This window comes from Microbulbifer variabilis, from assembly GCF_052467165.1.
On record NZ_CP174301.1, the window covers coordinates 2,574,979 to 2,590,168 of the forward strand.

At 46.5% G+C, this 15,190-nt stretch carries 14 protein-coding genes; 10 read left to right on the forward strand and 4 right to left on the reverse strand.

Features of this window, described 5'->3' with window-relative positions; genetic code table 11:
- The first annotated feature begins 5 nt into the window (after nucleotides 1-5).
- The 7 genes from ACJJIP_RS11405 to ACJJIP_RS11435 all read left to right on the forward strand — a co-directional run bounded on the left by ACJJIP_RS11405 (nucleotide 6) and on the right by ACJJIP_RS11435 (nucleotide 5,993).
- Nucleotides 6-2,429: an endonuclease/exonuclease/phosphatase family protein gene (locus ACJJIP_RS11405; RefSeq protein ID WP_020415172.1), complete on the forward strand. Its 2,424-nt coding sequence runs from the start codon at nucleotides 6-8 to the stop codon at nucleotides 2,427-2,429.
- Between the two features lie 193 nt (nucleotides 2,430-2,622).
- Nucleotides 2,623-3,306 carry a Bax inhibitor-1/YccA family protein gene (locus tag ACJJIP_RS11410; RefSeq protein WP_020415171.1) on the forward strand — a complete coding sequence of 228 codons (684 nt, stop codon included), beginning with the start codon at nucleotides 2,623-2,625 and terminating at the stop codon, nucleotides 3,304-3,306.
- Nucleotides 3,307-3,332: 26 nt separating this feature from the next.
- Nucleotides 3,333-3,764: a sulfurtransferase complex subunit TusD gene (tusD, locus tag ACJJIP_RS11415; RefSeq protein WP_020415170.1), complete on the forward strand. Its 432-nt coding sequence runs from the start codon at nucleotides 3,333-3,335 to the stop codon at nucleotides 3,762-3,764.
- 2 nt (nucleotides 3,765-3,766) lie between these two features.
- Nucleotides 3,767-4,129, forward strand: coding sequence for a sulfurtransferase complex subunit TusC (gene tusC / locus ACJJIP_RS11420; protein ID WP_444945144.1), 363 nt, complete (start codon nucleotides 3,767-3,769; stop codon nucleotides 4,127-4,129).
- Between the two features lies 1 nt (nucleotide 4,130).
- The gene (tusB, locus tag ACJJIP_RS11425; RefSeq protein ID WP_020415168.1) at nucleotides 4,131-4,424 is read left to right on the forward strand and encodes a sulfurtransferase complex subunit TusB; all 294 of its coding nucleotides are present in this window, start codon (nucleotides 4,131-4,133) and stop codon (nucleotides 4,422-4,424) included.
- 8 nt (nucleotides 4,425-4,432) lie between these two features.
- On the forward strand, nucleotides 4,433-4,768 hold the full coding sequence (locus ACJJIP_RS11430) for a TusE/DsrC/DsvC family sulfur relay protein (protein WP_444945145.1): 336 nt from the start codon (nucleotides 4,433-4,435) through the stop codon (nucleotides 4,766-4,768).
- Nucleotides 4,769-4,952: 184 nt separating this feature from the next.
- Complete coding sequence (locus tag ACJJIP_RS11435) at nucleotides 4,953-5,993, forward strand: Gfo/Idh/MocA family protein (protein ID WP_444945146.1); 1,041 nt, start codon at nucleotides 4,953-4,955, stop codon at nucleotides 5,991-5,993.
- 74 nt (nucleotides 5,994-6,067) lie between these two features.
- On the opposite strand, the gene ACJJIP_RS11440 is transcribed toward ACJJIP_RS11435, so the two are convergent.
- A complete protein-coding gene (locus tag ACJJIP_RS11440) occupies nucleotides 6,068-6,472 on the reverse strand; it encodes a secondary thiamine-phosphate synthase enzyme YjbQ (RefSeq protein WP_444945147.1) in 405 nt (134 codons plus the stop codon).
- A 54-nt stretch (nucleotides 6,473-6,526) separates the two neighbouring features.
- Between ACJJIP_RS11440 and trmA the strand changes: the two genes are divergently transcribed.
- A complete protein-coding gene (gene trmA, locus ACJJIP_RS11445; RefSeq protein WP_444945148.1) occupies nucleotides 6,527-7,615 on the forward strand; it encodes a tRNA (uridine(54)-C5)-methyltransferase TrmA in 1,089 nt (362 codons plus the stop codon).
- Nucleotides 7,616-9,400: 1,785 nt separating this feature from the next.
- Nucleotides 9,401-10,453 (forward strand): DMT family transporter, encoded by a 1,053-nt coding sequence (locus ACJJIP_RS11450; protein ID WP_444945149.1) that lies wholly within the window; start codon nucleotides 9,401-9,403, stop codon nucleotides 10,451-10,453.
- Between the two features lie 839 nt (nucleotides 10,454-11,292).
- On the opposite strand, the gene ACJJIP_RS11455 is transcribed toward ACJJIP_RS11450, so the two are convergent.
- Together ACJJIP_RS11455 and ACJJIP_RS11460 are read right to left on the reverse strand one after the other, a co-directional pair.
- Complete coding sequence (locus ACJJIP_RS11455; RefSeq protein ID WP_020415161.1) at nucleotides 11,293-11,655, reverse strand: hypothetical protein; 363 nt, start codon at nucleotides 11,653-11,655, stop codon at nucleotides 11,293-11,295.
- Nucleotides 11,656-11,825: 170 nt separating this feature from the next.
- Entirely contained in the window at nucleotides 11,826-12,080 is a 255-nt protein-coding gene (locus ACJJIP_RS11460; RefSeq protein ID WP_353375257.1) for a hypothetical protein, read from the reverse strand.
- A gap of 541 nt (nucleotides 12,081-12,621) precedes the next feature.
- Between ACJJIP_RS11460 and ACJJIP_RS11465 the strand changes: the two genes are divergently transcribed.
- Nucleotides 12,622-13,476 (forward strand): SGNH/GDSL hydrolase family protein, encoded by an 855-nt coding sequence (locus ACJJIP_RS11465; RefSeq protein WP_444945150.1) that lies wholly within the window; start codon nucleotides 12,622-12,624, stop codon nucleotides 13,474-13,476.
- A gap of 259 nt (nucleotides 13,477-13,735) precedes the next feature.
- Here the strand turns inward: ACJJIP_RS11465 and pyrF are convergent, their stop codons facing one another.
- Nucleotides 13,736-14,428: an orotidine-5'-phosphate decarboxylase gene (pyrF, locus tag ACJJIP_RS11470; RefSeq protein WP_444945151.1), complete on the reverse strand. Its 693-nt coding sequence runs from the start codon at nucleotides 14,426-14,428 to the stop codon at nucleotides 13,736-13,738.
- Between the last annotated feature and the right edge of the window lie 762 nt (nucleotides 14,429-15,190).

The following is a 15,190-nucleotide window of genomic DNA, read 5'->3' on the forward strand; positions in this document are numbered from 1 at the left end:
GAGCAATGTTAAGCCGTATTGGACTCTCCGTCAGGCGTTGGCGCCGTCGCTTCAGTCGCAGTGAGTGGATTGCCTCTCTACTGGGTCTCTCCACCAGTGGACGCCAACCCCATGCACCGGGGCTGATCCTGATCCAGATTGATGGACTGGCTTACCCCGAGTTACTCAAAGCTCTGGCCAGAGGCCGCATGCCCTTCCTAAAACGGTTGATCCGGAAGGAACATTACCGTCTAGAACATATGTACCCTGGAGTTCCCTCCACCACGCCCGCTGTTCAAGCGGAACTCTTCTATGGAGTGCGCCAGGCGGTGCCCGCCTTCGGCTTTCTGGTACACGAGACCCAAAAGCTTGGCCGCATGTACGATCCGGAAGTGGCTGCATTAGTCGAAAAAAGGATCAATACCCAACAGCGCGACCCACTTTTAAGCGGTGGCAGCTGTTATCTCAGTCTGTTCCGTGCCGGAACCAAAACCGGTGAAGCCCATTTTTGCCCCGCCGACCAGGGCTGGGGACCCGCACTGCGCAGTGCCAGCCCACTAACCATCTGCATACTGGTGCTCAGTAATCTATGGAGCCTGATTCGCACCGGCGCTTTGATCGTGGTGGAACTGGTTCTTTCCCTCATAGATTGCGTACGCGGTTTAATGCAGGGGCAAAACTTCATAAAGGAATTGATGTTTATCCCAACGCGGGTCGGCATCACAATCCTCACACGAGAGTTTTGTACTATGGGCGCCAAAGTCGATATTACCCGCGGCCTGCCCATTATTTATGTCAATCTACTGGGTTACGATGAGCAATCGCACCGCCGCGGTCCTCGCTCGGCTTTCGCCCATTGGGTACTGAAGGGTATAGACGATGCCATAGCGCGTATCTGGCGCGCTGCCCATGCCTCAGACCGCCGCCACTACGATGTATGGATCTTCTCCGACCATGGCCAGGAACAAACCCAACCCTATGAGGAGCTGTATGGCCGCAGCCTTGGCGATGCCCTTTCAGAAATCCTTTCCGGACTGCCAAAACCACCACGAATCGAGCCAGGCCAGAGTAGACGTGGAGTCCAGCTGGAGCGGGCGCGACTGTTTGGCAGCGAATGGATGGATAAGGTTGAACTTGAGCGGGCGCCGGAACAGGATGCCAGTAAAACCCCGCTGGCACTGACCGCCTTGGGGCCCCTGGCAATGCTCTACAACCTGGACCTGGATGGTAACAGCCGCGCAGATGTAGCACGCATGATTGTAGAGAAGGCCCACGTGCCACTGGTGCTCTACCGGGTGGACCCAAGTTCTCCCTCATCCCCTGTCCACGGCTGGTGGAAACATGGCCCGGTGAGTCTGCCAAAGGATGGCCGCGAGCTGATGGGGGACGAGCACCCCTACCCCGAACAGGCTATCGACGACATGATCAGCCTTTGCAGTCATCCGGATTCCGGCGATTTCATGATGTATGGCTGGTGTTCCAGTGAAAAACAGCCGCTGACATTCGCTATGGAAAATGGCAGCCATGGCGCCGCTGGCCCCAACGAGACCCATGCTTTCGCGCTGATGCCAGAGGATATCCAGCCACCAGATCCGGGGCTGGGCTACTGGCGCCCGCAGGATCTACGCTCTGCCGCCCGGGCCTATCTGCGTGGCGCACGTCCGATGAAGCTGGACGAACACAGGTCGCCGGAAAGTACCCTAAGAATCATGACCTATAACGTACACAGTTGCCGGGGTGTGGATGGCACCCTCTCCCCGCAACGTATAGCCAGGGTAATCGCCCGCTACCGCCCAGACGTGGTGGCATTGCAGGAACTGGATGTAAAGCGTAAGCGCAGTGGCGGCCTGGACCAGGCGGAACGGTTGGCGCGACTGCTGGCGATGGATGTGCACTTCCAGCCGGCAATCAACCTCAACGAAGAGCGCTACGGCGATGCCATCCTCACCCACCTCCCGGTGAAACTGGTCAAGAAAGGGATACTGCCAGGCCCCCCTAAAGGTAAGGGGCGCTTGTTTAATCCAGCTGCTGATGAACCCCGCGGCGCAGTCTGGGTGGAGATTGAGCACAACGGCAGCAAGATCCAGATCATTAACACTCACCTTGGCCTCTCCAGAGCCGAGCGATTGCGTCAGGTGGATGCACTGCTGGGGCCTGAATGGCTTAGCAACCCACGCTGCAAAGGCGAACGCATCTTACTGGGTGACTTTAACGCCCTACCGGCCTCGGCGGAGTGTAAGCGCCTCGGAGGTTACCTGCGTGATGCTCAAGAGCAGGCCCCCCGGCATACACCTAAAGGTACCTTCTTAAAAGTGCGAATTGATCATATTTTCCTGAGCGCCGGCTTTGCGGTAAAAAGGGTGCGTGTTCCCCGTACTGCCCTCACCCGTCAGGCCTCTGATCATCTACCGTTAATCGTGGATATTGAGCTGCCTTTTCGACCCTCGTAACGTAAATCCCCTTGAAAAGGCCCACTATGCCCCTATTAATTGCAGGAGAAGATTCGACTAAAACCCTGTAAAAATTGAGGTTTTTCGAATTTAACAAGAATTATAGCCAGCGCTTAAAAGGGATTTCCCGACTTGATGGTCCCCACCGCGAGCTATATGATTCCGGTATCGATTAAATAGCAGGAGTCGCTAAATGCAACCACAAGCTTATACAAATACCCGCGCACTGGACCGCTCGGAATCGGCGAAGGTGTTGCGCAATACCTACGCCCTTTTGGCAATGACTGTACTTTTCAGTGCCGTCACTGCAGGAATCGCCATGGCCGTTGGCATGGGCCGTGGCATGGGCTTGATCTGCTCACTAGGAGCCCTGGCCCTGATCTGGTTTGTACTGCCGCGCACCGCAAATTCCAGCGCCGGTATCGGCGTTGTTTTCGCTTTCACCGGCCTGTTAGGCGCTTCCATTGGCCCAATGTTGAACCACTACCTGGGCCTAGCCGGGGGTAGCCAGATTGTTATGCAAGCCCTTGGCACCACCGCACTGATCTTCTTTGCCCTTTCCGCCTATGTGCTGACAACCCGCAAAGATTTCAGTTTTATGGGTGGCTTCCTGTTTGTAGGGCTGATTGCCGCCGTAGTTTGTGGCCTGGGCATGGTGATTGCCAGCTTCTTTGGCATCTACATGCCGCTGGCCAGTGTTGCCCTGAGTGGGGTTATTGCCCTGCTGATGTCCGGCTTCATTCTGTATGACACCAGTCGTATCATCAACGGTGGTGAAACCAACTACTTGATGGCCACTACTTCCCTGTACCTGGACATCCTGAATCTGTTCACTGCTTTGCTGCACATCATCGGATTCGCTTCTTCCGACGACTAATCAGCAGCTGCTGTTGAGTCAATACTATGCCCCGCAGTGCGGGGCATTTTACTATTTGGCCCGCTATGAAGTTTTCCTTGGCAGTCTACTCTGCGCCCCACTCAACCCAGTCCGCCGCAAGCGCATTGCGCTTTGCCAAAGCCCTGCTTTCTGAAGGGCACGAAATCTACCGGATTTTTTTCTATTGCGATGGCATACAAAATGGCAATAGCATCGCCGCGCCCCCCCAGGATGAAGCCGACTTAACCGGCGAGTGGCAAGATTTACAGCGGCAATACAATCTTGACCTTGTTATTTGCATCGCAGCAGCGCAGAGGCGCGGCGTGTTAAGCCAACGGGAAGCGGAGCGACAGGAGAAGCTATCAGCAAACCTCGCAGAAGGATTCGAGTTGGCAGGCCTAGGCCAACTAACTGACGCTGTAGCCAATTCTGAGCGGCTTGTAACTTTTGGAGGCTAATCATGGGTAACAAAACTCTCGCCCTATGCCGCACGGCTCCCTACGGGAGTGCTTTGGCTCGCGAAGGTCTCGAAGCAGTGCTTGCATCAGCCGCTATGGAGCAGGAAGTAGACCTGCTATTTATCGGTGATGGGATATTCCAGTTGCTGAGCAACCAATCGCCGGAAGAAATCCAACAAAAGAGTCAACGCCGAAACCTGCTGGCACTCCCTATGTTTGGACTGGAACAATTCTATGTTTGCGCAAGCAGTCTCGCAGAAAGGGGGGTTAAGCCCAAACTGATAGAAATTCCTGGAGTAGAGATCAAGACAATTGAGCAGCCGGGCGCTTTAATTGCCTCTTACCAATGTGTATTGAGCTTTTGATATGACATTACATTTAGTCAGTAAATCTCCATTCAGCTCCAGCGCCTTGCGGGACTGCTTGCAAAGCTTTGCCGAAGGAGATGCGTTACTTCTAATCGAGGATGGCGTTTATGCCCTGCGCCATGATGCTTTGCAAACACTACAGAATTCAGCCGTTTACTGTCTGGAGGCCGATGCCGCAGCACGCGGCCAGCGGGAGCTGGCGGCAATTGTGTCAGGTATCAAAATGATTGACGATGCTGGCTGGGTAAAACTCTGTACTCAGCATAACCCCATCGTCAGCTGGTTCCGGTAGAAGTTGAAATGGATCACTTATCAGCTAATGGTAAAGAAATTCCCCTAGATAAAGAGGGCTATCTGCGGGACCTTAAAGATTGGAGCCCCGATGTAGCAGAACAGCTGGCGGCAGCCGAAGGCATAAAGCTGACAGATGCCCATTGGGAAGTTATCGAGCTGTTACAGGACTTCTATCGCCAGTTCGACCTGTCTCCCGCCATGCGTCCCCTGGTGAAATTTATCGGCCAACACCTGGGTGCAGACAAAGGTCGTAGCATCTACCTGATGCAGCTTTTTCCACCAAGCCCAGCCAAGGTGGCCAGTAAAATCGCTGGCCTACCCAAACCCACCAACTGCCTGTAACTCCTACTATTCAACTTCTAAGAATTCAGACCAGGCCAACTATCTCCAACGGCCTGGCTATCTAGCCAGGCTGATCATAGCCCTCCCATACAACACCTCGCACAACCTTGTTCTACACTGCGCTTCACAGCCACATCCTGAAATTACTCCGCAATTTTTAGCAAGACACCCAGGAATCTATGTTATGCCAGATATCCGATTCGGAATCGTCGGCAGTGGTATGATCGCCGGTGTAACAGCCAAGGCGATAGACCAAGCCACCGGAGCCAGAGCTGTCGCGGTCTCAAGTAAACACTTTGACAGGGCCAAAAAATTCGCTAGTGAACACAAAATTGCCAAAGTGTTTAAAAGCTGGCAACAGCTTGTAGAGGCAGGGGATATCGATGCTGTCTATGTAGCAACCCCAACTATCTGCAGGGAAGAGATTTGTCTGGCAGCCCTCAAAAATGGCAATCACCTGATTAGCGAAAAACCATTCCTCAATGGACTTTCAGCACGCAGAATTGCCAATCAGGCCCAGTCGACAGGGCTTGCCTTTATGGATGCCACTCACTTCACCCACCACCCGAGGACAAAACAGATCATCAAGCAGCAACAGAAGTCTATCGGGGATGTTCAGCGCATTTACTCCGCTTTCCTCTTCCCCGTCGTAGAACGCGACAACATACGCTTTAATCCAAAGTTGGAACCAACTGGCGCAATTGCAGATATCGGCTGGTACAACATGCGAGCTATCGTAGAGTTCTTGCGCCCGGCAGGAACAATCCAATCTATTGCCGGAGCGGTAAAACGCGACCGAGAAACTGGTGCCGTTATTAGTGGCACCGGCATGATCGAATTTTCCAGTGCTCAAACCTCAACTTTCGACTTTGGCTACGACGCTGGTGTGTGCGATATGGACCTCAACATCCTGGGAGACAACGGTCTGATTCAGCTCAATGACTTTGTCTTGGACTGGAAGGATAGCTTTGTATTTGGCAACCCCAACTACTCAGCAGACTTTACGCTACGACAAGGAATGGCAACTCCCAGAGAATTTGAACACTTTGCTGTTGACACCCAAAAATCCCAAGTCGTTTACATGATTGAACATTTTTGTCATATGGCTACAACTGAAGATATTGAGCTTCGCAACGCCGCTGCTGCACGCGCAATTCACACCCAGGAACTACTGGACCACTACTGCAGTTCGGTTGGAGTGACTCTCGAAACATCCAACTTTTAAAGGAAAAGGGAATGCAGACTGTGAAACTATGACCATTAAGCCACTAGCCAAGCAGGACCGCTCTTAGTCTCCAATCAAATGTGCAAGATTACTCGCCGATCTCCGTGATGGTGGCGATGCTCCCACAGATAGATACCCTGCCAGGTTCCCAACATCAGGCGATCACCCTGCACCGGGATTGAGAGGCTGGTTGCAGTCAAAGCGCACTTGATATGGGCCGGCATATCATCCGGCCCCTCCATGGTATGGGTGTAAAGGCGATCATCCTCAGGTACCAAGCGATTCAGCCACTGCTCCAAGTCCCTACGCGCACTTGGATCAGCATTCTCCTGAATCAACAGACTCGCGGAAGTATGCTGAATAAACAACGTACAGAGTCCTTCCCTTGCCCCTTGATAAGAGACCCAGTCAGTCACCTGATCAGTAAACTCATGTAACCCCTGCCCTTGTACCCTGATTGCTATCTCACCTATTGCCATACAGATTCCTATATAATTCGCGCCCGCTCCATTATTGAGACTACCGTATTCTATATGGCACTGTACCGCGTTAACACCAACGACTATCAAGAGCAGCTGAACAAGAAGGCCCGGCGCCTGGGTGAAGCTTACCGGGAATTCACTAACCTGGAGCCAGAGCTATTTCCCTCACCACCCATCCACTACAGACAGCGTGCAGAATTCAAAGTCTGGCATGAGGGCGGCGTAGCCTACTACGCCATGTATCGTCAGGGCGAGTACAAGAAGCCATTTATTATTAACGAGTTTACTGTCGGCTCAGAACTTATGAATAAACTGATGCCAAGGGTCCTGGCGGCCGTAAACAGCAGTGAGACTCTACGCAAGCGCCTGTTCTCCGCTGAATTTCTCACCACTCTAAGTGGTGATGCCCTGATTACCCTGATCTACCATAAAAAGCTGGATGAAATATGGGAACAGGAAGCCCGTGCACTGCAAGATAAACTCGGCTTCCCAATCCTCGGCCGCTCTCGAAAGCAAAAGGTGGTTTTGGAGCGGGACTATGTCACCGAACAGTTGGAGATAGGTGGCAAGCAATACCAATACAAGCAGGTGGAAGGTAGCTTTACCCAACCCAATGGTGAGATCTGCCGCTCTATGATCCGTTGGGCCAAAAGTGCTTGCGGAGAAAGCGCCAATGATCTGCTAGAGCTATACTGTGGGAACGGCAACTTTACCATTCCGCTCAGTGAGAATTTCCAGAAAGTACTAGCCACAGAAATATCCAAAGTCTCTGTTAACTCCGCCCAGGAAAACATCCGCGCAAATCGTATTAATAATCTGGATATTGTGCGGCTGTCCAGCGAAGAGTTCACACAGGCTATCGATAAGGTCCGCCCTTTCCGCCGGCTCGCCGACATAGACCTGGACAACTATAATTTCGATACCGTACTGGTTGACCCACCCCGTGCAGGCCTGGACCAGGAAACCTGCAAAATGGTTGCTCGTTTCCCACGAATACTATACATCTCCTGTAATCCAGAGACACAGCTGGAAAACCTCAAGTTGCTAAGTCAAACACATCACATTGAACGCTTTGCTCTATTCGATCAATTCCCCTATACGGACCACACTGAAACTGGATTACTACTTGTACGCAAGTAAAAAGCGAACACTCCAAAATTATTCGTCTCAATAAGTAAGCTTACCTTTTAGCGGGCTAGCCACAGCTCGCTTTTAAAATTTTACTCACTATCTCTCATAATTTAACACTTACTTTCCTAATCAATAAACCCGACAAAATGTGACTCCCTCTCTCGGCATCACATATACTCGTATCACATAGACTATCTTGATTAACCCTATCCTACGTTAATAACATTTTACGAAACCACCTGTTCCAAAATTTGGAAAAACCATTCATAAGTCACACTCATAACCTCTAAAAATTGATTGAAAAAGAAAAATAAACTCATTAGTTACAGATAAAAATTAATTTTGACACCGGTTTAAACACAGAATAACTTAAGACACCTGGTGACCGTGAAAAAAGCAATCTACTTTCTTAGGTGTTATCTAGCCTTATTGGACACAATCTTCTTAAGCAGCCAATAAACTAAGCAAAGCAACGAAATAAAAATAAATAAAATGGGAGATTTGAACCTTAAGATCATCACCTTGGTATTCTCGGTCTGATCGCGACCTCTTCAGCCAATCATAATGGCCACTGTGTTTCACTCCGAGTCACCAGTAAGATAGTTTGATACCTAGTTATGAATCGAACCACTGGACAAATCGATATCTTGCTAATGTTCCTCCGCAAAAACCATTGCCACTTTCCTAGTATATCAACCTCCTGTTTCAACTTAGGATTCTCTACCCCTAAACGCTGCACTTCAGAAAGTTCATTTTTTGCTCTAGTGAATACCTTAGTGAGATCCCTGCGTTCATCCACCAAAATCTTCACTTCCTGACACTCTTTTTCAACATCGTGACAGCATGAAGGAATGATTATCGAGAGTATCAATCACTTCCTTAACTTTAATGCCTTATATCAAGCTGAGAATTACACTTTAACTTTGGTTTCTTTTGAATATAACCAGGCTAACTTCGTCCCTACGTGATTGCATGGATAATTTATCCAGGATAACAAATCAGGCTCAGCAAGCAGCAAGCAGCAAGCAACAAACTTGAATAGCACTTCACAATTATTCTTTATACCACCAGATCAATAAAAAGCAGTTACTATTTTTTCAACTTTGCGCCTTGTGTATCAATGGTTACATCTGGATGAAAACCCAAAAAACAAGTTCATTTATGGTTGGAATACAAAAAGGATATGGGCCGAAGCTTCCAATATTATTCCTCTTGAACTGTATTTGCCTTAAGTAAGGTCTATCTTCAAAGATCATTCTTTACCTGTGCAATACCTAAAATACTTGCCTCAAAATCCAGGCAAAGCTCAGATTTTGACATTGGCTGCCTTTGTTTTTTATCCGTTTGGCTTAATTGGAAGTCCTTTCAGTTGACTAAGAAATAGTTCTTTGGTTGGCAATCCCGCTCCCTTGCAGCAAATCCTTGGACATCAACTCCTAACTGTACAGATGGTATACCATCAACGTAAGTTCCACGTTCAGCAGCATAAGAGATGAAATTACGTCCATGAACCCATCGCTCAGGCAGATACCCCAATCAAATTTTCCGAACTAAATTCGAATATTTTACTGGACGTCGAGGGAATACGCGTAACATTGCCTCGGACATTGACAAGAATAACCACTCCGACGTTGATATATAGATATATTTTAACTGCTTGTAGGCAGCCGATTATGAGATTTAGTCTAAACTAATCCAGATCAGAATGACCTACTTCCACTATCAGATAAGGCGTACTTAGCCAGGGGCAAGGTACATCCGCTAAAGCTTACTGTAGCACTCAGGGGATACCAGATGGAAAATCAACACACCGTAAAAAGTACCCGATTTTGGCTATGGATTTCGATTCTTATATTTGCTGCCTCCAACTCTGTTGTTGCGAAAATCGGGGAGCTCGGTGCCTATCACCCCATTAATGGAAATAATCCCATATCATTTTGCAACCTCTTGTTTGCAGGAAATCTCTTGGCGGGTATCACCCTTTTAATAATCTATAGGAAAGATTGGCGCCTCAGCATCTTAAAACAGTACCCTTTCAAAGACTGGTTTTACATGTTTGTGCTTATCTTGATGTCTGGTGTTCTTGCCCCTGCTTTCTTCTTTATTGCTCTAATGATCACAGAGGTGACTAATGTCGTTTTAATTGCAACTCTAGATGCTCCCTTAGGACTCTTGTTAGCTTTTTTAATGTTCAGGGAAAAGCCCACCGGGTTCTCAATAGTGGGTGCTATTGTGGTAACAGTTGGTGTTATTGCAATTTTTGTGCTACATCAACCTCCGATGGAAGATCCAATGAGCATGAAAATGCTGAACCTTGGAAATCCAGCAATGAACCAATTCCTAGAAACCCTTCCCAAAGCAGGAGAAATTTTAACCGCTGTAGCAACACTCTTAGGAGTCATTGCCGTTCAGGTAAGTCGGAAACTGCTTGATCGCATCCCTATTGGCGTCTTTTCAGTTTTCCGCATGCTTGCAGGAGTGATACTCTTTTCGATCATTGTCCTCTCTGTATTTGGCCCCCATCACTTTGACGACCTCTTTTCTCCATTCCTCTGGGTGTGGATGCTGGTATACGGCGCGATCATTATAGTCTTTGGGCAGATCACCTGGTTTAAAGGACTCCAAGGAGGGGCCAGCTCTGCCGATATCTCTATCGCTACAGCCATCACTCCCGTAGCAGGCACTTTCTTCGCCTTTCTGATTCTTCAAGAGATTCCCAACTTTGCTCAAATCGTTGGAGGAATCATCATCATGGCAGGAATAGGAATCTCACTACTCGGCCAATATCGAGAACAAAAAGTCGTCGAAATTAGGTATGAAAAGCCGTGCTCATTTAAGGGGGTATAGCGCTTTCAAGCAGCAGCGCCTTATTAGGTAACTTAGTACCTTAGTAAGCCTCGTTAAGCAGAACAGTACAGCTGATCACGAAGTAAACAGTGGCGAAGCAGGGTAAGAAACAATGTGCATAATTTAAACGTAAAGCTATTGCTTTCAGACTATTTATGACTAGAACGCTTGATTGATACTAGCCGATTCATGCGCTGTTTAAATGAATCAATCACTCGCCGGGTCTTTATTGAAGGCGCCTGTGCCAGCCGCTTCTAGGACGGCTATTTTTACTGAATGAAAAGGTCCTTGGAACTACTTGGCCAATGGGGATTTCAATCCTAACCGTGCCTGTATCGCCGAGACTCCTAATAATTCTGATTACCCTTCTATTCAAAAACGTATTCATACGCCAATCATAGGTAGGCAAACCAGAAGTCCGCTACCTCTTGTGCAAGATGAGCGCCCAAATATGCTAAAAAGTTTACCTGTTCATATGAATAGATAATAAATTTTTGTGATCGCTATCTAGCCCCTAAAAGGCTGTATGCTGTTACTTAAACTCTCCTCTATCCTCAAGCAGCTGGAAGATATCATCAAAATACTGGCTTCAACTCCAATGAGACTTTGGAGGCTGCTTTAAAAGTTTAGCAGGGCCAGAGAGTGCGGTACGATTAATAAGGAGACTCCACCCGGACCTCAGTTATAGAACTCAAACCTTATTAGACAGTAAGAAACATCAAGCTCCGATTATCGCACTAACGTCAAACGCTGTGACAAATTCGGAGTGCAGCAGAAAGCTTTTTAACAACAGCGTTTTGTTATGCACCAAATCGTTGTCACAGCTATCGCCATCGCCCTTAGATTTCGGGAATTTCGCCGAAAAAACCAATTACACAGCAAACTTTCCCGTTCTCATCTATTTCTGTTACATCAAACCCGGCTAGGAGCAACTTATCGTTTTGATGAATTGCCCAATGGTACCGATGAAACCCATGTTGGGAGTCTACACCACTAGTTCGAGAGTAAATAGCTCCTGGAAGCTTAGACTTTACTTCATGGACATTTTTCTCAAATCCGTCAATGCCAGAGACATCAATAGACGGATCAACAAACCGAACATCGCTGCTCAGAGCATTTTCAAGGTGGACGCGTACTTTAGAAGAGTCAGGTTCGTTCCATGCTGCCAGCATGTGGTCAAGGGCTTCCGGGTATTTGGCCATAGTTCTTCTCGTGTATATCTGGCAAAATCAGAATTAAAAGTTAAATTGCATAATGTCACATACAGCCGCCAACAAAAGGAGTCCGTAATTGCGTAGGAATTTGAGTGACGCCTTTTGTCGGTCCGCTGCTGCGACTTCTTAAGTTTCCATTTGTGAAATAGTCTAAAGTATCAAAATGACCTACCGAGCGCTATAAACCAGTTTTTACCAGCAATCATTTGACCTGCCTCCTCGAGATACTTTATATCTTTAGATTCGATGTATTTTTGACAGATATCACCGACTTCACTTGCCTTTAAATCATCAGGTAGCTCTTGCCATTCTCTTAGATCATTATGAGCAACTGAATAGAATGCAAACGCTATCTTTCGCCACTCCTTATTATTTGCCTTTATTTCTTCAAGGCTCTTTTTTATACTACTCATTTTCTAACAACTAACTGATATTAATTGAAACATAATAGCTAATTCAAAAGCAGTATCAATATATCATCCTTTTCTTTAATTCCAAAGCTCTTCAGCCTAACCATCCAAAAAGGTACCGAAGTTCAATAGCTACCTTTAGCTATTACACATATTAAGAAAGAAGGATAATATAATTCCGTACTTTCATTGCCATATATCTTATCGAGAAGCCATTAAGAATCAATGAAATTATTGGTTTTCTTCAAGCAAGTTGTTGGTAGAACATACATAACACAATGTCAGACGGACAAAGCTGTTTAGCTCACCAACCTTCAGATAATATTACTCGTTACTGACAAACAAAAAACTTAGAAATAGAAGCATATTCAATTTAATAGAATACTCGTATTGGTGAGTTAGCCGTCAATTTATGTGCTATTTACATTTTAAATAATGACTTAATATACTTTTAAAGATAAGCTAGACAAATGATATATCACGCTCTATCGAGTTTAAGTTGTCCAGACGCTTCACTACCGACTTTTACGAAAAAGGATTTATTATGAAATTAAAATTGAATAAAGGATTTTTATTTCTTGCTTTCATTAGCAGTATCATTCTAAGTGAAAGTCTCTTGGCTGAGATGAAAGAGGATACCGTTATCCTAACTATTGGAGCATCTTTCACCGATGGCAGAATACCAATTAATGATGATTTCAATTCCCCCCTTGGCGGAATCGCGATTAGCGCCGGTAAATATCTATCATTACATCAAGCACTTATTCGGCAGAAAAGTCTATCAGGTTATGTTATAAATGAAGCTCAGGCTGGGGCGACAACCTTCAACCGCCTAGGCTGTAACCCTGGACCGGATTGTGGTCCAGGTTTTTGGTTTGGTTATGAAAACCAACTTAACCGAGCACTAATGAGAGTCGCTGTACCTGACCCCTCCCAACCATCTGGCGTAAAATACAATGCGAGTTATGTTGTTATCACCATAGCAAATGACTGCCTACACTCGGATGCCTTTGGTATTCCTCAAGACCAGGCTCAACCATGTGATACAAGTCAACTGAATGCCTATATCGATAGATTAATAGCTGTTGGGCAGACTGCCCTCAATAAAGGTATCACGCCTATCTATGACATAATGCCAGCTTGGGAGGATATTGACCTGTCAACAACCGCAGCATTATTCGGTTTGCATTGGATTATGAATGAACAGCAGTATAACGAATTGCGGGAGCTTCATTATAACCGTTTAAGCAGTGAACTCCCTGGGGCGGAGGTATTGAATATATGGGAGGGCTTTCACCCTTTACCTGATGGACTGCACCCAACAGACAAAACCACACAGAAAGCAGCCCGCCGAATCGCTAACTACATTCGCTTTCACAATTCAGGAGTTTCTGAATAGCTCCTTGATATTAATGCGGAAGATAAAGGCAGTCACTTGGCTGCCTTTAAAGCACCTTCTTGATAGTAATGATAAGACGATTCTTCTTTCACTACCTCAACATGATTTTACATTCAGCGGCTTGTCATGAGTTTTACCGAAGTTGAAAGTGCTTGATAGGGCCGATTGTAATATTTAATATGTCATAGCCTCCACCAAGAACTCCGGTGAATTACATGAGAACACTACAGCCTTTCAGCAAGCGGATCAAGAAGCTCATTTATTTGTATATATCTGTTGCTGCCAAATATATTTGCCGGTTAATTTCCTTAGCCGCTTTTTCAGGATTGTCTGCCTGAACTATAGGCCGCCCAACAATAATATATGAAGCTCCACTATTGATTGCATGGGCAGGTGTACCAATCCTATATTGGTCCTGTATGTCGCCGCCTTCTGGGCGAATTCCTGGGGTAACCATAATCATATCCTTACCCAGCAGCGCTCGAAGGGCTTCCGTTTCTTGTGGGGAAGCAACAACTCCATGACAGCCGCTACGCTGCGCAATCTGAGCTAGCCTTATAACTTGATCCTGGCTTTTACGGCTAAAACCAATATCGATCAGATCCTGATCATTTAGCCCCGTTACAACGGTTAAAGCTAGCACTTTCATACAGGGAAACTCTGATGCGGCCTCTACTGCTGACTCCATCATTTTTTGGCCACCTGAAGCATGGACGGTAATCATATCTACTCCATGTCTGCCTGCAGCTTTTATTGCGGATGAAACAGAGCTAGATATTTCATGTAACTTAAGGTCTAAAAATACTGTTTTTCCATGACTCTTGAGGTATCGGATAGCTTCAGGGCCTTCTGAAGTAAGCAGCTGTAGGCCAATTTTATAAATATTAACTTCTGATTTTATTGATTCAACGATATCCTTCATTTCATTCAGAGTAAATACATCCAGGGCCACTATTAACAACTTCAATTCCTCTTTGTAACTCTATGAAATTCAATAAAAACATAGAACGTACTTCCTAGCGGAAATAGCCTCACTATATTGTAAAAAAACTTGAGCGATATTATCACCTCAAATTTTGAGCTATTACCCCAAATGAGCTCAAGATGATCGCCACTTACTCTAAATATGGAAAGCATATTCATCACCTGATTAAGCGTAATATTTTCCACTCCGCCAGGCAAACCTTCATGCGCAAGATGTTTAAGGATCTACTCCAGGGTTTGATGAAATCATCCATAGTCAGATAGCCCAATTAACTTCGCCCAATCGCTAGCGATAAATATGACTTGGTCATCCAAGCTGTAATTATCACCATTAACATATCAAGGTTTAAGAGAGAATGTATATCAAATTGCAGCTAGAATTAGCCTAGCTCAATGCATAGTAAGTGACTCTTAGCATATTGCCAAGATATAACCAGCATGCAACATGGATCATGTCCATACAAAGGGTACCGTTTACAGCCCAAATTTACTCAAGAAATGTACCAACCACGGATACTTCGCTTCAATCCGAATTGCCCTCTCCTGGTGGCCTCTTAAAGCTCATTTCAACATTTTATGTAGTTACCGACGTACCTTGAAAGAACGCCAGAAACTAGTTGGCGATAGGCTGATAAACTTTCACATGGGCAAGACAAATGTCATATAAAAGCCCCAGGCAATCAGCAGTCTTTTATCAAAACCGTTTGTTCTGTATTGTATATGGCCCAAC